16 protein-coding genes are annotated in these 18,363 nt (G+C 71.7%); 5 read left to right on the top strand and 11 right to left on the bottom strand.

The genetic code is table 11. The annotated features are described in order from the left end of the window. Positions 1–61 precede the first annotated feature (61 nt). The 3 genes from I8920_RS07280 to dut are packed head-to-tail and all read right to left on the bottom strand — an operon-like array spanning position 62 to position 2,056. On the bottom strand, positions 62–805 hold the full coding sequence (locus I8920_RS07280) for a DUF3159 domain-containing protein (RefSeq protein WP_225558359.1): 744 nt from the start codon (positions 803–805) through the stop codon (positions 62–64). A 40-nt stretch (positions 806–845) separates the two neighbouring features. Then, complete coding sequence (locus I8920_RS07275) at positions 846–1,568, bottom strand: DUF3710 domain-containing protein (protein ID WP_225558358.1); 723 nt, start codon at positions 1,566–1,568, stop codon at positions 846–848. Further along, complete coding sequence (gene dut / locus I8920_RS07270) at positions 1,565–2,056, bottom strand: dUTP diphosphatase (protein WP_198658454.1); 492 nt, start codon at positions 2,054–2,056, stop codon at positions 1,565–1,567. The genes I8920_RS07275 and dut overlap by 4 nt, the downstream gene beginning before the upstream one ends. Positions 2,057–2,112: 56 nt before the next feature. On the opposite strand from dut, the gene I8920_RS07265 reads away from it, so the two are divergent. After that, positions 2,113–2,553 (top strand): DUF3093 domain-containing protein, encoded by a 441-nt coding sequence (locus I8920_RS07265; protein WP_225558357.1) that lies wholly within the window; start codon positions 2,113–2,115, stop codon positions 2,551–2,553. A gap of 132 nt (positions 2,554–2,685) precedes the next feature. Here the strand turns inward: I8920_RS07265 and I8920_RS07260 are convergent, their stop codons facing one another. Further along, positions 2,686–2,985, bottom strand: a complete 300-nt coding sequence (locus I8920_RS07260; RefSeq protein ID WP_198658452.1) for a DUF4193 domain-containing protein — start codon at positions 2,983–2,985, stop codon at positions 2,686–2,688. A 307-nt stretch (positions 2,986–3,292) separates the two neighbouring features. Here I8920_RS07260 and sepH point away from each other — a divergent pair, with 307 nt between their 5' ends. Continuing rightward, positions 3,293–4,321, top strand: coding sequence for a septation protein SepH (gene sepH, locus I8920_RS07255; RefSeq protein WP_198658451.1), 1,029 nt, complete (start codon positions 3,293–3,295; stop codon positions 4,319–4,321). Positions 4,322–4,363: 42 nt separating this feature from the next. Here sepH and I8920_RS07250 read toward each other — a convergent pair whose 3' ends face one another. Continuing rightward, positions 4,364–5,530: an alkaline phosphatase family protein gene (locus tag I8920_RS07250; protein ID WP_198658450.1), complete on the bottom strand. Its 1,167-nt coding sequence runs from the start codon at positions 5,528–5,530 to the stop codon at positions 4,364–4,366. A gap of 26 nt (positions 5,531–5,556) precedes the next feature. Between I8920_RS07250 and I8920_RS07245 the strand changes: the two genes are divergently transcribed. Beyond that, the gene (locus tag I8920_RS07245; protein ID WP_198658449.1) at positions 5,557–8,043 is read left to right on the top strand and encodes a DNA gyrase/topoisomerase IV subunit A; all 2,487 of its coding nucleotides are present in this window, start codon (positions 5,557–5,559) and stop codon (positions 8,041–8,043) included. Positions 8,044–8,185: 142 nt separating this feature from the next. Here I8920_RS07245 and I8920_RS07240 read toward each other — a convergent pair whose 3' ends face one another. Next, a complete protein-coding gene (locus tag I8920_RS07240; protein ID WP_198658448.1) occupies positions 8,186–10,312 on the bottom strand; it encodes a DNA gyrase/topoisomerase IV subunit B in 2,127 nt (708 codons plus the stop codon). A gap of 168 nt (positions 10,313–10,480) precedes the next feature. Between I8920_RS07240 and I8920_RS07235 the strand changes: the two genes are divergently transcribed. After that, positions 10,481–10,705 carry a DUF7455 domain-containing protein gene (locus I8920_RS07235; RefSeq protein ID WP_070418799.1) on the top strand — a complete coding sequence of 75 codons (225 nt, stop codon included), beginning with the start codon at positions 10,481–10,483 and terminating at the stop codon, positions 10,703–10,705. A 90-nt stretch (positions 10,706–10,795) separates the two neighbouring features. Here the strand turns inward: I8920_RS07235 and I8920_RS07230 are convergent, their stop codons facing one another. From I8920_RS07230 to I8920_RS07210, 5 genes are all read right to left on the bottom strand, one after another. Then, positions 10,796–11,569: a type 1 glutamine amidotransferase gene (locus I8920_RS07230; RefSeq protein ID WP_198658447.1), complete on the bottom strand. Its 774-nt coding sequence runs from the start codon at positions 11,567–11,569 to the stop codon at positions 10,796–10,798. Then, entirely contained in the window at positions 11,566–12,825 is a 1,260-nt protein-coding gene (locus I8920_RS07225; RefSeq protein WP_198658446.1) for a MurT ligase domain-containing protein, read from the bottom strand. Before I8920_RS07225 ends, I8920_RS07230 begins: the two co-directional genes overlap by 4 nt. Positions 12,826–12,831: 6 nt before the next feature. After that, positions 12,832–14,106, bottom strand: a complete 1,275-nt coding sequence (locus I8920_RS07220; protein ID WP_198658445.1) for an RNA polymerase sigma factor — start codon at positions 14,104–14,106, stop codon at positions 12,832–12,834. 192 nt (positions 14,107–14,298) lie between these two features. Further along, a complete protein-coding gene (locus tag I8920_RS07215; protein WP_198658444.1) occupies positions 14,299–15,618 on the bottom strand; it encodes an MFS transporter in 1,320 nt (439 codons plus the stop codon). A 156-nt stretch (positions 15,619–15,774) separates the two neighbouring features. Then, positions 15,775–16,704, bottom strand: coding sequence for a proteasome assembly chaperone family protein (locus I8920_RS07210; protein WP_198658443.1), 930 nt, complete (start codon positions 16,702–16,704; stop codon positions 15,775–15,777). Between the two features lie 76 nt (positions 16,705–16,780). On the opposite strand from I8920_RS07210, the gene I8920_RS07205 reads away from it, so the two are divergent. After that, positions 16,781–18,280, top strand: a complete 1,500-nt coding sequence (locus I8920_RS07205; RefSeq protein ID WP_198658442.1) for a leucyl aminopeptidase — start codon at positions 16,781–16,783, stop codon at positions 18,278–18,280. Positions 18,281–18,363 lie beyond the last annotated feature (83 nt).

Below are 18,363 nucleotides of genomic sequence, written 5' to 3'. Positions count from 1 at the left end.
AAACCTAATCCCGGGAGCGCGAGCGCGCCCTCGGGAAAACTGTCTCGATGTCGAGACAACGCTACACCGCGGGGGCGTCGTCCCGTCGCACGAACACGGAGCGGACCAGCAGCCAGGTGACCCAGAGCACGGCGGCGTACAGCGGGACCCCGAGCACGAGCTTGACCGCGGCGAGCAGTTCGACCTGCGCCGTCAGGTACAGCGGCACCTCGACCGCGAGCCGCAGGGCGAACAGCCCGACCCAGATCCAGGTCGCGACGGTGAGCACGCGGCGCTGCACCGGGTCGGCACGCCAGTGCACGTGGGAGCCGTCCTCGTCGGCCGGCAGCAGGAACCCGACGACGAGTCCGATGAGCGGCCACCGGATCGCCAGCGTGACGAGCAGCCCGACGAGCCACACCGAGTTGATCACGATCCCGGGGATGAAGTTGCTCTCCGCCCGGCCCGTGATGAGCGCGAGTCCCGCCGAGACGGCCACGCCGAGGATGCCGGCGAACGACATCGTGATCGACTGCCGCTGCAGCAGCCGCAGCACCACGAACACCAGGCCGACGGCCACCGGGATGACGACGCTCGGCACGAGCTCCTTGGTGATCGCGTAGACGATCAGGAACGCGAAGCCGGGCAGCACCGACTCGGCGAGCCCGCGCACGCCACCGACGGCGCCGAGCAGCGCCCGGCCGGACGGCGCCTCGCCGGGGGCGACCCGGGCGATGCCCGCGTTGCGGACCGCGTCACGGAACTGCGCGCTGAACGTCGGGGCCGGCCCGTCTGCGGGTCGTGTGGTGTCGTCGTGGTCCGGCACCGTGCCTCCAGGCGGGGTCAGGTCGGGCGTGGGGTGGTCGTCAGACGGCCGACTGCGTCGACTTCGGCATGTGCAGCGGGATGAGGTCGCGCGGCGGCATCGGCGTCGTGCCGCGCACGACGACCACGCTGCGGAAGAGCTCCTCGATGTCGGCCGCGTCGTCGGGCTGCTCGGCGGCCTTGCCGGCGATCACGCCGCGCAGGAACCAGCGCGGACCGTCGACACCCACGAACCGAGCGGGGCGCGAGCCGGCCGCTCCCCCGTCACCGTCGACGGCGACGGGCACCGAGGCCCGCAGCTCGGGGCCGAACGGGCCGTCGACCTCGGTCACGACGCCGCCCTGGCGCTCGATCTGCTCGGCGATCTGCGCGCGGATCTCGTGCCACAGTCCCGTCGACCGCGGTGCGGCGAAGGGCTGGACCTGCAGGGTGGAGTCGTCGTAGTCGAGCCCGACCGCGACGACGCGCTGCGAGCCCTCCTCGACCTCGAGCCGCAGGTGCAGCCCCTCGCGCGGGAGCACCTTCACGCCCCCCAGGTCGACGTAGGGGCGCACCAGGTTCGCCTCGGTCTCGTCGTGCGGGCCGTTCTCGGCGCGGTCCTCGGGGGCGGACTTGCCCGTCGGGGCGACCGCGTCCACCTCGTCGAGGTCGGCGTCGGCGTCCGTCGCGATGTCGACCTCGGGCGACGTCTCCGCCACCTCGACCTCGTCGGCGACGGCGTCCGCCACCTCGACCTCGTCACGCTTGCGTCGGCCGAACTTCATGCGCGCGTTCCTTCCTGAACGTCGTCGGCGGCGCCGGTCACGGCGCCGCTCCGGTCACCGTAGCCCGACGAACCGAATCCACCCTGTCCGCGGACGCTCTCGGGCAGGTCCTCGACACGGGTGTACGTCACGCGCGGCACCGGCATCACGATCATCTGGGCGATGCGGTCGCCGACGTGCACCTCGTAGGGCTCGGTCCGGTCGGTGTTGAGCAGTGCGACCTTGACCTCGCCGCGGTACCCGGCGTCGATCGTCCCCGGCGCGTTCACGATGGTGATGCCGTGCTTCGCCGCCAGACCGCTGCGGGGGACCACGAACGCTGCGTACCCCTCGGGCAGCGCGATCCGCAGTCCGGTGCCCGCCAGGCGTCGCTCGCCCGGCTGCAGCACGAAGGCCTCGGTGGAGACGAGGTCGGCTCCGGCGTCGCCGGGGTGGGCGTGGCCGGGAGCGTGCTCCCCGGTCCAGAGGACGTCGACTGGTTCGGTCACGTGTCGAGGGTAGTGCAGACCGTGACCGTTCCGTGACCTCGTTCGTCCGTGATCGAATGGACCCCGTGACCCCGTACCGCGAACGACTCTGGGCGCCGCCGGCCCTGTACCTGGCGACGGCCCTCGTGATCCCCGCCTCCCTGCTCGTCTTCCTGCCGATCAGCGTCCTGGCCGGCGTCCTCGTGGCCGCCGGCATGGAGATCGGCGTGCTCGTGCTGCTCTGGGTGCTCGCCCCGACGATCGAGGTCACCGACTCCGAGTTCCGCGCGGGCCGGGCACGGCTCCCCCGCGCACTGGTCGGCACGGCCGAGGCGTTCGACGGCGCCGCTGCCACCGAGCAGCGCGGCCCGGCGCTCGACGCGCGGGCGTGGACCCTGTTCCGCGGGTACGTGCGCGGGGTCGTGAAGGTCGAGGTCCGCGACGAGGCCGACCCGACCCCCTACTGGCTGGTCAGCACGCGGCACCCGGAAGCGGTCGTCGCGGCGTTGCGTTCCTGACGCGGGAACCACCGGACGGGAGGCCCGGGGCGGCGCCGCCACGGGCCTCCCGTCCGACACGTGCGCACGTCGCGTGCCACGGCGAACGGCCCGCCACCCGCGAGGGGTGACGGGCCGTTCGTGGTCAGTGGGTCAGAGTGCCGCGCACTCCATGCAGACGGGGCCGAGCTTCGACTCGTGGTCGAGCTGGGAGCGGTGCTTCACCAGGAAGCACTCGACGCAGGTGAACTCGTCGACCTGCGGGGGCAGCACGACGACGTCGAGGTCGACGTCGCTGAGGTCCTGCCCGGCGAGTTCGAAGCTGCCGGGGTTGTCGGAATCATCGTCGACGACCCCCGACATCTTGTCGGGAACGCGCTCCTTGAGGGCCTCGATCGACTCCGAGTCGGAGTTGTCGTCGGTCTTCCGGGGGGCGTCGTAATCGGTGGCCATGCCCATCCATTTCTCGTATCGAGAGGTCGTCGCCGGGTGATCGGCGGCGACAGTTTGCACCACGTCCCGCCGGAGTGCAAACCGAGCGCTGCGGCGGGTCGTCATGGCGCTGCAACCCGGCGGAGCGTCCGGACATTCCCGACACCCGTTGCCCGTCACCGGCGGAGTCGACGCCGGTGCCGGACCGGCCCGTGACGAGTCCGCGGCACGCCGTGCGCCTCCCCGGGTTCCGTGCACGACCGCTGCATACTTCCGGGGTACGACGCACGACCGCACGCGTCGCTGGGAAGGCGGAACCATGCAAGACGTGAGAGTCATCGGAGTCGAGGCCGGCGCACTCCTCCTGGCGACCGACGGCGGCACCGAGTTCCGGTTGCCCGTCACGTCGTCGCTGGCCGGACAGGTGCGCCAGGCGAACCCGGACGCCGGACCGCAGAAGCGTGTCTCCCCCAAGGACGTGCAGGCGCGCATCCGCGGCGGAGCCGACGCCGCGGACGTCGCGTCCGCCCTGGACGTCGACGTCGAGTACGTCCGCCGCTTCGAGGGCCCGGTCCTGGCGGAGCGCGCGTTCATCCTCGACGCCTCGCACCGCGTCCCGGTCACGCCGGTCGACGAGGAGTCGCCCGACACCTTCGGCCCCGCGATCACCGCGAAGCTCGAGGCCGGCGAGGCCACCGCGATCACCTGGGGCTCCTGGAAGCACCCGGAGAGCGGCTGGCAGGTGCGCGTCCGCTACACCGCCGCCGAGGTCGAGCACGACGCCCAGTGGCGCTTCGACCCGAAGACGTCGACGCTCGTCCCGGACAACGGGGACGCCCACCGGCTGTCGCACACCGACGACGAGGGCATCGCGCCGCGCCTGCGTGCGGTCGAGTACGAGCAGCAGGACGACGACGGCACGCGCTTCGACTCCGGCGCCTTCCGCGTCGACGAGCCGGAACAGCCGGCCGCCGAGGCCGAGCCCGCCGACCGTGCACCCCTCCGTGCCCCGCTGCCCCGCATCGGCCAGGCCGCGGTCGAGGAGCGTGCGCCGGGCAACGAGACCGCCGACCTGCTCGAGGCGCTCCGTCGTCGCCGCGGGGAGCGCGAGGCCGCGTCCTTCGGCGAACAGCGCGACGAACCCGCCCGCGGGACCTCGATCAGCGTCGTCGACGTGCCGCTGCAGGGCTTCGAGCACGAGACCGACGGCGACACCGCGCCGCAGTCGGCCGACACCCGCCCGGCGTCCGCGCCGGAGCCGGAGAGCCGGTCGGAGCGCAAGAAGCGCAGCCGCCGGTCGATGCCGAGCTGGGACGAGATCGTCTTCGGCACCCGCCCGGACGACGACCCCGCCTGAGCCGGCAGCACTCCACGGCCGCACGGAGGTCCGGCGTCGGACCTACTGTGCGAACGCGCCCGCGAGTCGGAGCGGCACCATGGTCTCCTCGTCCGACAGGGCTCCGTGCTGGCCGACCATGCGCCGCGGCACGTCACCCTCGCGCACGTCGCGGTCGTCGTTGAACGCCCACGAACCCCGCGCCACCACGACGACGTCGCCGATGCGCGGGACCACCGCGGGGTCGACGTGCCCGAACCAGCCGGCCTCGATCGCCTCGTCGCGGCTCGCGACGTACGCCTTCTTGCCGTAGCGGGCACGGAAGGCACCGACGAGGCCGCGCACGTCGGTGCCGGGCGCGACGGTCAGCTGCCGGCACCGTGGATCGCCCGCGACGCCGACGACGTCGGTCAGCAGGATCGGGTCGATGGCGATGTTCGCGTGCTCGGGCACGTCGAGCACGCCGTGGTCCGCCGTCACGAGCAGCCCGACGTCCGAAGCCGATCGGGCGTCGAGCCGTGCGAGCTCGCCGTCGAGCAGCTCGAGCGCCGCCGTCCACCGGTCGGACTGCCAGCCGTGCTTGTGCCCGATGGAGTCGAGCTCCGGGACGTACAGGTACACGAGGGCGCGACCGGTGGCCGTCGCGGTCAGCGCGGCGTCGATGCGGTCGGGGATCGAGTCGGCCGACACGTACCGTGCGCCCCCGAGCACGTTCGCGGTCATGCCGGACGTGCGGTAGCGGTCGGGCCCCACGACGACGGGGTCGAGACCGAGCTCCGCCGCGCGGGTGAACAGCGTCTCGGCCAGGAACCAGTCCGACGGGACCTCGGTGTCCCAGCCGCCGAGCAGGTTCATGACGGCCCCGGTGTCCGGGTTCCAGCCGCTGTAGCCGACGACACCGTGCGTGCCGGGCGGACGTCCGGTCGTCAGGGTGCTCAGCGCGGCCGCGGTCGTCGTCGGGAACCCGCTCCGGAGCTTCTTGGCGGTGCCGGTGCCCTTCGCGGCGACGAGCCAGCGGGCGTGCCCCGCGCGCGCCGACAGCGCGACCGAGCCGAGGCCGTCGACCAGCACGACGATCGCGGAACGGGCGGGCCGGAGGGCGATCCGGGCCTCCAGGCCGTTGTCCCGGACCCACGCGCCGTCCGCGGCGCCGAGTGCCACGAGGCAACTCGGGAAGACGTCGGCGAGGTTCGCGGCGGCGTCGGGGGCCGTCGGTACGCTGGTTCCCATTCCACCGATTCTCCCAGAAAGGTGCCATGGCACGCACGGACGCAGTCGGCCTGCCCGACGGTGAGCGCATCGAGGACGTCGACGTCTCCGAGGAGATGCAGGGCTCCTTCCTCGAGTACGCGTACTCCGTCATCTACTCGCGGGCGCTGCCCGACGCCCGCGACGGCCTGAAGCCGGTCCAGCGTCGCATCCTGTACCAGATGGCGGAGATGGGGCTCCGGCCGGATCGCGGGCACGTGAAGAGCGCCCGCGTCACCGGCGAGGTGATGGGCAAGCTGCACCCGCACGGCGACGGCGCGATCTACGACGCCCTGGTGCGCATGGCCCAGCCGTTCACGATGCGTGTGCCGCTCGTCGACGGCCACGGCAACTTCGGGTCGCTCGACGACGGCCCCGCGGCCGCCCGGTACACCGAGGCCCGGCTCGCCGAACCGTCGATGGCGATGACCGAGGGCCTGAACGAGGACGTCGTCGACTTCGTCCCGAACTACGACAACCAGATCATGCAGCCCGGCGTGCTGCCGGCGGCGTTCCCGAACCTGCTCGTCAACGGCGCCTCGGGCATCGCGGTCGGCATGGCGACGAACATGGCGCCGCACAACCTGGGCGAGGTCGTCGAGGCGGCGAAGCACCTGCTCCTGCACCCGCAGGCCAGCCTCGAAGAGCTCATGGAGTTCGTGCCGGGTCCGGACCTGCCGTCCGGCGGCACCATCGTCGGGCTCTCGGGCGTCCGCGACGCCTACGCCACCGGCCGCGGCTCGTTCCGCACCCGCGCGAAGGTCAGCGTCGAGAACCTCACGCCGCGCAAGGTCGGCCTCGTCGTCACCGAGCTGCCCTACCTGGTCGGTCCCGAGCGCGTGATCGAGAAGATCAAGGACGGTGTCCAGAGCAAGAAGCTCGTCGGCATCTCCGACGTCAACGACCTGACCGACCGCAACCACGGGCTGCGGCTCGTCATCGGCATCAAGAGCGGCTTCAACCCCACGGCCGTGCTCGAGCAGCTCTACAAGCACACCCCGCTCGAGGATGGCTTCGGCATCAACAACGTCGCGCTCGTGGGCGGGTCGCCGCGCACGCTCGGGCTGCGCGAACTGCTCGACGTCTACGTGCAGCACCGGCTCGACGTGGTCACCCGCCGGTCGCAGTACCGGCTGGCACGCCGCAAGGAGCGGCTGCACCTGGTCGAGGGGCTGCTCATCGCGATCCTCGACATCGACGAGGTCATCCAGGTCATCCGCACCTCGGACGACTCCGAGGCGGCCCGCAACCGCCTGCGCGACGTCTTCGACCTGTCCGAGGTGCAGGCCGAGTACATCCTCGAGCTGCGCCTGCGCCGCCTCACGAAGTTCTCGCGCATGGAGCTCGAGGCCGAGCGTGACCAGCTGCTCGCCGACATCGCCGCTCTCGAAGAGCTGCTGGCGTCCGACGAGCGGCTCCGCGCGCAGGTCGCGCTCGAGCTCACCGAGGTGTCGGACCGGTTCGCGACCCCGCGCCGCACGCTGCTCACCGAGGCCGACGCCCCGGTGAAGGGCGGTCGCAAGGCCGCCGTCGACCCGGAGTCCCTGCAGATCGCCGACTCCCCCTGCCGCGTGCTGCTCTCGACCACCGGGCGGCTCATCCGCGTCGACATCCCGACCTCGGAGCTCGGCATCGTGCGGGTGCCGAAGCGCTCGAAGCACGATGCCGTCCGCTCCGCCGTGGTGAGCACCGTGCGCGGGCAGATCGGCGCGCTGACGTCGACCGGCCGGGTGCTGCGGCTCTCCCCCGTCGACGTGCCCGCCGTGCCGCCCGCAGCGGTCCGACTCGACGCCGGCGTCCGGGTCACCGACTTCCTCGCGCTCACCAAGGGCGAGACGGTCGTGGCCCTCGTCGACCTGTCCGGCGCGTCCGACGACTCGCTGGCGATCGGCACCGCGCAGGGTGTCGTGAAGCGCGTCGTGCCGGGCGCGTGGCCCGACAAGCCGGAGTTCGTGGCCATCGGGCTGAAGCCCGGCGACCACGTCGTCGGCGCTGCCCAGGCGCCGGAGTCCGACGACCTGGTGTTCATCACCTCGAACGCGCAGCTGCTGCGGTTCCCCGCGTCCGCCGTCCGCGCGCAGGGGCTCCCCGCCGGTGGCGTCGCCGGGGTCGCCGTGGCGTCCGGCGCGTCGGTCATCTGGTTCGGCTCCGTCGCCCGCTCCGACGACGCCGTGGTCGCCACGGTGTCCACCACCTCGACCGCGCTGCCGGGCACCGACGCCGGCCGGGCGAAGGTCTCTGCACTGTCGGAGTTCCCCGCGAAGGGCCGTGCCACCCAGGGTGTCCGGGCCCACGCCTTCCTGAAGGGCGAGGACGGTCTGACCGTGGCGTGGGCCGGCATCGCGCCGCCGCACGCCGTCGGCACCGACGGGGCCGCACGGACCCTGCCCGACTGGTTGTCGAAGCGCGACGGGTCGGGAGCGCCGCTCGAGGCCGTCATCGGTTCGATCGGCGGCAGCGCCGCGACACTCGACGGCACCGCCGCCGAGGCGTAGGCGGCGGCGGGCGCGGTGTCGGCGGCTGCGGCGTCGGTCGCGGCTGCGGCGTCGCGGCGGTCGCGGCGCCGTTTCGCGCTGAGCGACACCTCACGGGCTCGCGGCCGCGTGGGCTGTCGCTCAGCGCGAAAGTTCGCGCGGGCTAGGCGTCGATGCGGTCGCGGTCCAGACCCTCGCCGGCCAGGATGAACTCCTTGCGCGGCGCGACGTCGTTGCCCATGAGCAGCTCGAACACCTTCGCGGCACTCTCGGCATCGGTCACGTTCACCCGGCGCAGGGTGCGGTGCGCGCGGTCCATCGTGGTCTCCGCCAGCTGGTCGGCGTCCATCTCGCCCAGGCCCTTGTAGCGCTGGATCGGCTCCTGGTACTTCTTGCCCGTCCGCTCGAGCTTCTTCAGCACGGTCTGCAGCTCCTGCTCGGAGTACGTGTACAGCGTGTCGTTCGGCTTGCCACGGTTCACGACGACCACCCGGTGCAACGGCGGCACGGCGGCGAAGACCCGGCCCTGCTCGATCATCGGACGCATGTACCGGAAGAACAACGTGAGCAGCAGCGTGCGGATGTGGGCGCCGTCCACGTCGGCGTCGGACATGATGATGATCTTGCCGTAGCGGGCCTGGTCGATGTCGAACGTGCGGCCGGAGCCGGCGCCGATGACCTGGATGATCGACGCGCACTCGACGTTCGAGAGCATGTCCGACACGGACGCCTTCTGCACGTTGAGGATCTTGCCGCGGATCGGCAGCAGCGCCTGGTACTCGCTGTTGCGGGCGAGCTTCGCCGTGCCCAGGGCCGAGTCGCCCTCCACGATGAACAGCTCGGTGCCCTCGGTCTCCTGCGAGCGGCAGTCCGCGAGCTTCGTCGGCAGCGAGGAGTTCTCGAGCGCGTTCTTCCGGCGCTGCGTCTCCTTGTGCGCCCGAGCCGAGATGCGGGTCTTCATCTCGGACACGACCTTCTCGAGCAGGGCGGCCGACTGCGCCTTCTCGGTCCGCTGCGTCGAGGTGAGGATCTCGGTCATGCGCTTCGACACGACCTGGTCGACGATCTTGCGGACTGCCGGGGTGCCGAGGATCTCCTTCGTCTGCCCCTCGAACTGCGGTTCGGGCAGCCGGACGGTCAGCACGGCGGTCATCCCGGCCAGCACGTCGTCCTTGTCGAGCTTGTCCTGGCCGACCTTGAGCTTGCGGGCGTTCGCCTCGACCTGGGCGCGGACGGCCTTCACCACACCAGACTCGAAGCCGGCCTGGTGCGTGCCGCCCTTCGGCGTCGCGATAATGTTGACGAAGCTGCGGAACACGGTCTCGTACCCGCTGCCCCACCGCAGGGCGAGGTCGACCTCGCAGGAGCGCTCGACCGACGTGGAGACCATGTGGCCCTTGTCGTCGAGCATCGGCACGGTCTCGGTGAAGGTCCCGGTGCCCTGGATGCGCCAGACGTCGGTGAGCGGGCCGTCCACGGCGAGGTGCTCGACGAACTCGCCGATGCCGCCCTCGTACCGGAAGCGCTCGACCACCGGACCCGCCGCGACCTGTGTGCCGGTCGCCTCGGCGCGGGTGGCCGCTGCCTCGATCGACGCCGGGCGCGCATCCGTGATGGTGATGCCGAGCCCCGGCACGAGGAACGCCGTCTGCCGGGCGCGCGTCACCAGGTCGTCGGTGCTGAACCGCGCGTCAGACGTGAAGATCTGCCGGTCGGCCCAGTACCGGATCCGTGAGCCCGTGATGCCCTTCTTGACCTTGCCGACCACGCGCAGCTCGCTGCCCGAGGTGAAGGGCGAGAAGGGCGCGTCCGGCCCGACACCCGCCGAGTCGTCGAACGTGCCGGGCTCGCCGCGGTGGAACGACATGGCGTAGGTCTTGCCGCCGCGGTCGACCTCGACGTCGAGGCGCTCGGACAGCGCGTTCACCACCGAGGCGCCGACGCCGTGCAGACCACCCGACGCCGCGTACGAACCGGACCCGAACTTGCCCCCGGCGTGCAGCTTCGTGAACACGACCTCGACCCCGGTCAGACCGGTCTTCGGCTCGACGTCCACCGGGATGCCGCGCGCGGTGTCGCGGACCTCGACCGAGCCGTCCGGGTGCAGCACGACACCGATCTCGTCACCGTGTCCGGCGAGGGCTTCGTCGACCGAGTTGTCGATGATCTCCCACAGGCAGTGCATGAGCCCGCGGGAGTCGGTCGACCCGATGTACATGCCGGGACGCTTCCGGACCGCCTCGAGCCCCTCGAGGACGGAGAGATGGCGTGCGGAGTAGTCGGAGCTCACCGGGCGAGTTTACCGAGCAGCACCGACACCCAGCGCGGGGACACTCGCACTGGGGACAGCCGATCCGCGCTGAGCGAAACGGGGCACCACAATGCGCCACTCCCAGGCATCACGTGTTGAAATGGTCCAACCAACCCGCACCACCTGCAATCCGTGAGGAGCACAGCAATGACCCAGACCGTGCAGGACCTCTCCATCGACGAAGTCAGCAGCCACCAGCTCACGGCTGCCGACCGCTGCGACAGCTGCGGGGCACAGGCTTACATCCGCGCCACCATGGCCAGCGGCGAACTGTACTTCTGCGCCCACCACGGCGCCGAGTTCAAGGACAAGCTCGCGGCGACCGCCATCGAGTGGCACGACGAGAGCAGCCGACTCTACGAGTCGAAGTAGCGTTCGCCGACGCGACCGCAGACAGACGGGAGGCCCGGTGCCAGCTGGCACCGGGCCTCCCGTCTGTCGTGTGGTCGGGACCGACCACCGTCAGGCGATGCGCTTGAACGCCTTGTCGACGTAGCGGTCGACCGTCGCCCGCGCCTCGCGCGCGTACCGGTCGATCGTCGCGGTCCGCTCCGGGTCGGGCTCGTACGAGCGCCCGAGCCGCGCGGTCGCCGCGGCGAGCACGGCGTCGGTCAACTGCGGGTTGAGCGGCAGGATCGGGCCCTGCGTGTGCGTGCCGAAGGCGCTCCCGACGATCGCACCCTCGACCGGTGTCCCGGCCTGGTTGCCACCACCGGACACGACGTCGGCGAAGGGGCTGAGGCCCGGCGCCAGTTCGATGCGGGTGGCGTGGTCCTCGAAGCCCGCGAGGCGCTTCGGCGCTCCGGGGAGCAGCGGGTACCGGGTCTCGAGCACGAAGTAGTTCACCCGGCGCTCCGCGCCGCGGACGGCCCGGGCGTCGAACACGCCGAACCCGTCGATCGGCGTGCCCTCGGTCGGGACGACCGCGTTGGTGGCCAGGTCGAACCCGCCCCCGACGGCGACGACCGGCACCCCGGCGGTGGCGAACTCGCGGATCGCCGCACCGACGCGCGTGACGTCGGCGCCGAGCGAGCGCATGGCGCTGAGCGGACCGTTGCCGATCACGACGACGTCGGCCTCGGTGGGCAGCACGTCACCGGGGGCGTACTCGACGACCTCGGTCGCGATGTCGGCGGCCTCGGCACGACGCACGAGCGCCGCGACGTTGCCCCGGTCGCCCGACACACCCATCTGGCGCGGGTAGACGTGCAGGATGGTCAGCCGGTCGGCCGTCATGCGGTCTTCTCCATGTCCGGGTGGCCGAGGGCCTTCCGGGCGATCATCATGATCTCGTAGTTGACGATGAAGTTCTTCGTCCCACGGGTCGTCGAACCCAGCTGCTCCATGTGGCGGATCGCCGCCTCGACGTCGGGCTCCACACGGCCGATGCGGACGCCGGCGTGCTCCAGCGCGATCGCGATCTGCCAGGCCTTGTCGCCTGAGACGACGTCGACGTGGTCGAGCTTCGAGAAGTCGATGTCGTAGATCCACGAGATGTCCGGCGTGCCCTCGTCGATCGCCATGAGGACCTGCTCGGGCTGGTCGGGCAGGGCGTCGAGGTTGAGCTGCAGGCTCGCGGCGTTCTTGAACATCGTGAACTCGGCGGACTCGCCGGCGATCGGCAGCCGCTCGCCGCGCCCGTAGGCCGGCTTCATGGTGCCGAAGGCCTTCGTCACGGCGTCGGCGCGGAACTGCTCGCCCAGCGCGGCACTCGCCGTCGCCGTGGCTGCTGCCGCGTCGACCGCGTAGTGCAGACCACGGGCCGGCAGGCGCACGGGGATGTCGGTGCCCGCGAAGCGCAGGGTCGCACCGTCACCGGTGTTGACGACGACCTCGGCGTCGGCCGTGTTCGGCACGGCGTCGCGTCGGTCGAAGTCGTCGGCGTTCTGCAGCCCGTTGGGGGCCGCGGCCACGACCTCGGCGCTCGCACCGAAGCGCAGCACCCGCTGACCGGCGACACCCGCGTAGGCGTCGAGGAACTGGTCGTCGCGGTTCGTGATGACGTTCGCCGTCGACAGTGCGGCGGTGTCGAGCATCATCGTCGCGACGCGCTCGGTCTCGAAGAACCGGTAGAGCTGGTCGACCTGCACGTTGAGCATGGTCACCGTGGACGGCGACAGGATGCCGGCGAGCTCGACCGCGAAGGCCTCGTCGACCTCGAGGATGCCGATGTCCGCCTTGAGCTTGCCGGTCAGCGAGACCTCGGAGAGCAGCGCCGAAGCGATGCCCTGCGGCAGGTTCGCCCCGGACGGGTTCGTGAAGACGCGGAGCCCGTGCGCCCGGACGATGTCCGAGATCATGTGCGTCGTCGTCGACTTGCCGTTCGAACCGAGCACGAAGACGACGCCGTTCGGGAACTGCTTCGTCACGTGCTGCAGGAAGTCCGGCACGAGCTTGAGGACGATGAAGCCCGGGTAGGCGGACCCGCCGCCCCGCGCACGGGCGAGGGCACGGAGGATCCGCCCGATCAGGATCGGGATGAAGAAGCGCATGCCGGCTTACTCGAGGTAGTCGCGCAGCGACTGCGACCGCGACGGGTGGCGGAGCTTCGCCATCGTCTTCGACTCGATCTGGCGGATGCGCTCACGCGTCACGCCGAACGTGTCACCGATCTGGTCGAGGGTCTTCGGCTGGCCGTCGCCCAGGCCGAAGCGCATGCGGATGACACCCGCCTCGCGCTCGGACAGGGAGTCGAGCAGGCTCTCGAGCTGCTTCTGCAGCATCGTGAAGCCCACCGCGTCGGCCGGCACGACCGCCTCGGTGTCCTCGATGAGGTCACCGAACTCCGAGTCGCCGTCCTCGCCCAGGGGCGTGTGCAGCGAGATCGGCTCGCGGCCGTACTTCTGCACCTCGACGACCTTCTCCGGGGTCATGTCGAGCTCGCGGGCGAGCTCTTCCGGAGTGGGCTCGCGGCCGAGGTCCTGCAGCATCTGCCGCTGCACGCGGGCGAGCTTGTTGATGACCTCGACCATGTGCACGGGGATGCGGATCGTGCGGGCCTGGTCGGCCATGGCGCGGGTGATCGCCTGGCGGATCCACCACGTCGCGTAGGTCGAGAACTTGAAGCCCTTGGTGTAGTCGAACTTCTCGACCGCACGGATCAGACCGAGGTTGCCCTCCTGGATGAGGTCCAGGAACTGCATGCCGCGACCGGTGTAGCGCTTCGCGAGCGAGACGACCAGTCGGAGGTTCGCGCCGAGCAGGTGCGACTTCGCACGCTGACCGTCGCGGGCGACCCAGCGCAGTTCACGCTCGGCGGGCTTCGACAGCCCCGTCGCGTGCTGCAGCTTGTCCTCCGCGAACAGGCCGGCCTCGATGCGCATCGCGAGCTCGACCTCCTGCTCGGCGTTGAGCAGCGCGACCTTGCCGATCTGCTTGAGGTAGTCCTTCACGGGGTCGGCGGTCGCACCCGTGATGGTGGTCGAGTAGACCGGCGCCTCGTCGTCGTCGGTCTGCGAGATGACGAGCGCGCCGGCTGCGACCGCGGCCGCGGCGTCCGGCTTCGCCGTCTTGTCGTCGGACTCCTCGGTCTCGTCGACCGGCTCCTCGACGGGCTCGTCGGCGGCGATGGCCTCGTCGACGGCGTCGGTCTTCTTCGCCTTCGGGGCAGCCTTCTTGGCGGGAGCCTTCTTGGCAGGGGCCTTCGCGGCGGGGGCCTTGGTGGCGCGCTTCTTCGGCGCGGCGGTCCCCTCGGCGTCGGCGGCGTCCTGCGCCACCGCACCCTCGGGTTCGGTGTCCTTCGTGGGATCGATCGTCGTGCTCCGGGCAGCCATGCGATCACCTCTCTCGTCGTGCCACGTTCGTGGGGTCGTGGCCTCCCTCGCCGCCCAGGTCCCGCGGCGCAGTCCCCCGCGTCGTACGAGTCCACCGTTCCGGGCAGCACGAGGACCCATGTCAAGTCCCCCGAGTTCACCGGCGCACCGAAGTGCTCCGACAGACAGGGGTCCCGAACGGGTCCGGGTTCATTATTGCACGTGCCGCTTCCGCAGGCGTGCAACGAGTGCAACCCAGAGCGGGCCCACACGTATTCCTTCCTCGGCGTGCAGCACGCGGCGGGTCCGGCGCCGTGCGTGCAGCAGCATCCCGACCCCGAACCCGACCACGACGTACTGCACGGTGAGGGCGATCCGGAAGTTGTCCCAGGCGAACACCGTCTGGCCGGTGGCGCGCGCGGTCAGGTCGAGCAGGACGCCGATCAGGTACATCATCACGAAGGCCGCCAGGAAGCCGCCGACGTTGACGACGCCGTTCGCCGACCCGAGCGAGCCGACGGGGTTGAAGGTGCGGGCGAAGTCGAACCCGATGAGCGAACCCGGACCGCCGATGCCCATCGCGACGACGAGCAGGACGAGCAGCCACGTCGGGGGGTGCCCTGGCCACAGCAGGATCGCCGTCCAGATGACCGCGAGCAGCACGACCACGCCGAGCACCAGGTTCGACCGGCGCATCGGGAAGCGGGCGCACAGCACCCCGAGCACCGGACCGGCGACGAACCCGACGACCACGATGACGGTGAGGAACCCAGCCGCCTCTCCCGGCGTGTACCCGAGCCCCCGGAGCATCGGCACGCCCCAGAGCAGCGAGAACACCGTGCCGGACGACTGTGTCACGTAGTGCGACCAGAACCCGAGCTGCGTGCCGGGACGGCGCAGCGCGTGCCCGAACGTGCCGAAGGCCGCGCCCCAGGAGTGCGGGAGCGGGATCGTGTCGGTCCGCACGGGCACGGGACCGTTCCGCACGAACACCGCGGCGAGCACGAGTCCGACCGCGCTCGCTGCCGCGGCGACGCCGAACGCCGGCGTCCAGCCGACCGAGTGGAGCAGCACGGCGAACGGGAACGCCGACAGGACCTGCCCGATCTGTCCGAGGTTGCCCGTCCACTGCGAGATCTGCGGCAGGATGCGCCCGCTGAACCACATCGGCACCAGGCGGATCACGGAGATGAAGGTCATCGCGTCGCCGGCGCCGACGAGCACCCGCCCCACGATGGCCGGTGCGATCGACGGCGAGACCGCGACGACGGCCTGCCCGACGACGAGCAGCGCGGCGCCGAGCAGGACCAGGCGGCGCGGGCCGACCCGGTCGAGGGCGATGCCCACCGGGATCTGGAGTCCCGCGTACACGGCGATCTGCACGACGGCCAGGGTGGACAGCACGGCGGCGGACACGGCGAACCGGTCCTGCGCGTCGACACCCGAGACCCCCAGCGAGGACCGCTGCACGACGGCGAGGACGTAGGCGAGCACCGCGACGCCCCAGATCAGGAAGGCACGACGGGAGTTCACCGCACCAGGCTACCGACGCCGCCGGCGTCGATACGCGACGGCCGTCGCCCACGCGCGTCGCGTCGTGCAGGCGACCGCAGGGCGATCTGGAGGCGCGGTGCGAGCCCGCCCCGCGCCTCCAGACCGCCCCGTGGGGACGGCAGGACCCCCCGACCGTCAGTCGGTCGTGTCGCCCTGGGTCCGGCGGTCGGCCAGGAAGCGCTCGAGCTCGGCGGCGATCGCGTCGGCGGTGGGGACCTCGCCGTCGACGCCCGTCAGGGGCGACGCGACCGGGTTCCCCTCCATGTAGGTGTCGTGCCGTTCCTCGAGCACGGAGACCAGGCGCTGCAGCTCGGCGTTGCCGAGCACCTGCTCGTCCACGCGGTTGCGGAACTCGCGGCCCGACTCGCGCAGGGCGTCCGTCGGGAAGATGAGCCCGGTGGCGGCGGCGATGCCCGACAGCGCGGCGACCGCGGCGTCGGGGAACTCGGTGTCGGACAGGTAGTGCGGGACGAGCAGCACGAGCCCGGTGACCTGCGCACCGGAGCCGGCGAGCCGGTGCTCGACCAGGTGCAGGACGTTCGCCGGTGCCTGGGTCTCGGGCTTCCAGACGCTCATCTGCTCGACCAGATCGGCACGCGTGCCGGAGACCGTGAGGCTGATCGGCCGGGTGTGCGGGACCGGCATCGGGATCGACTGCACCCACGTGGTGTCGGCGACCTGCAGCTCGGCGGCGAGTCCGGTGACGGCGTCGACGAAGCGGTTCCACTGGAAGTCCGGCTCGTAGCCCGACAGGAACAGGAACGGCTGACCGATCTCGTCGCGCACCAGGTGCAGGGCCAGTCGGGGCGGTTCGACGGCGGCGATGTGGTCGTGCTCGAAGGTGATCACCGGGCGACGGGCCCGCCAGTCGAGCAGCGCGTCGGGGTCGAACTCGGCCACGAGCTCGGTCTCCAGGTCCTCGAGGACCGCGGTCGTGACCTGCGCGACGGCCGATCCGGCGTCGGCGAAGCCGGTGAGCCCGGCGACCAGGTGCAGCCCGGCGGGCACGGTCGGGGCGTCAGCGTCGAACGTGTAGAGCTCCTCGGGGTGGTTCACCGTCCCCATGCTAGGCGGGCCCCCTGACGCCCCCGGTGCGGGGTGACGACGCCGACAGCGAACAGCCCGTCGGTAGGGTTGGGGCATGGTCCGACCGACGCTCTCCACCACCACTTCCTCCCCCGAGACCACCACCGCCGACGTGCTCGTCGTCGGGGTCCGTCCGGCACCGACCGGGTCGGGCGACGCGACCGGTTCCGGCGCCTCGCTCGCACCGAGCGCGCTCGGAGCCGTCGACGCCCTCGCGGGCCTCGACCTGGCCGCCATCGGCGTCACCGGGGCGAAGGACCAGCTCGTCCGCCTGCCCGCCACCGGCGTCGGTGCGCGGTCGGTCGCGCTGATCGGCCTCGGGTCCGCGACGGGTGCGGCGGCGATCCGTGCCGCCGCCGGCAGCGCCGTCCGCCAGCTCCCCCAGGTCGACTCGATCACGCTCGCGCTGCCGACGGACTCCGCCGAGCTCGTCGACGCCGCACTCGAGGGTGCCGCACTCGGTGCCTACGCCTTCACCCGCCACAAGGGCGCCGGCACGAAGGCACCCGCCCGCGGTGACCAGCGCATCGAGGTCGTCGCCCCGGCCGACGTCGCCGCCGACGCCGCCGTGCGCCCCGCGATCGTGGCGGACGCCGCGTCGCTCGTGCGCGACCTGGTGAACACCGCGGCCGGCGACCTCGGACCGCAGGACGTCGCCGACGTCGCGACCGGCTTCGCCTCGGACCTGCCGCTCACCGTCGAGGTGCTCGACGAGCACGCACTCGAGGAGCAGGGCTTCGGCGGCATCCTCGGCGTCGGTCGCGGCTCGGCCCGCCCGCCCCGCCTGGTCGTCGTGCGGTACGCGCCGGAGTCGGCCACCAAGCACCTCGCCCTGGTCGGCAAGGGGATCACCTTCGACTCGGGCGGCCTCTCGCTCAAGCCCGCCGCCTCGATGCTCGGCATGAAGACCGACATGACCGGCGCCGCCACCGTGCTCGCCGCGACGGTCGCCGCCGCGCGCCTGGGGCTGGACGTGCGCGTCACCGCCTGGCTCGCCCTGGCCGAGAACATGCCGTCCGGCACCGCGACCCGCCCGGGTGACGTCCTCACGCTGAAGAACGGCACCACGGTCGAGGTCACGAACACCGACGCCGAGGGCCGCCTGGTCCTCGGTGACGGCATGGCCGCGGCGTCCCTCGAGCAGCCCGACGCGCTGGTCGACGTGGCGACGCTCACGGGCGCCCAGGTCGTCGCACTCGGTGACCGCACGACGGGCCTGATGGGCAGCGACGACCTCGTCGCCACGCTGCGCGCGGTGGCCGAGCGTGTGGCCGAGCCGATCTGGCCGATGCCGCTCCCCGAGGAACTCGACGCCCGGCTGGCCAGCGAGGTCGCCGACATCGTCAACGCCACGGTGGGCAACCCGGCCGGCGGCATGCTCCTGGCGGGCAAGTTCCTGGAGCGCTTCGTGGGCGAGGGTGTCCCCTGGGCGCACCTCGACATCGCGGGCCCGTCGGAGAACAAGGGCGGCGGCTACGGCTGGCTGGGCAAGGGCGCGACGGGCGTGATGGTCCGGACCCTCGTGGCCCTCGCAGAAGACCTCCAGTCCGAGTAGTAGGTTTGGTAGCGGTGGGACCGGCGCACCGACGCGCCGCCCACCGGTACTGCACGGGACGGGACCGGAACCATGCGGTCCGA

The sequence above is a fragment of the Curtobacterium sp. YC1 genome (assembly GCF_016267665.1).
Classification (GTDB): domain Bacteria; phylum Actinomycetota; class Actinomycetes; order Actinomycetales; family Microbacteriaceae; genus Curtobacterium.
Note: the sequence above shows the minus strand (reverse complement) of the source record. Positions and strands in the feature narration are given on the sequence as shown.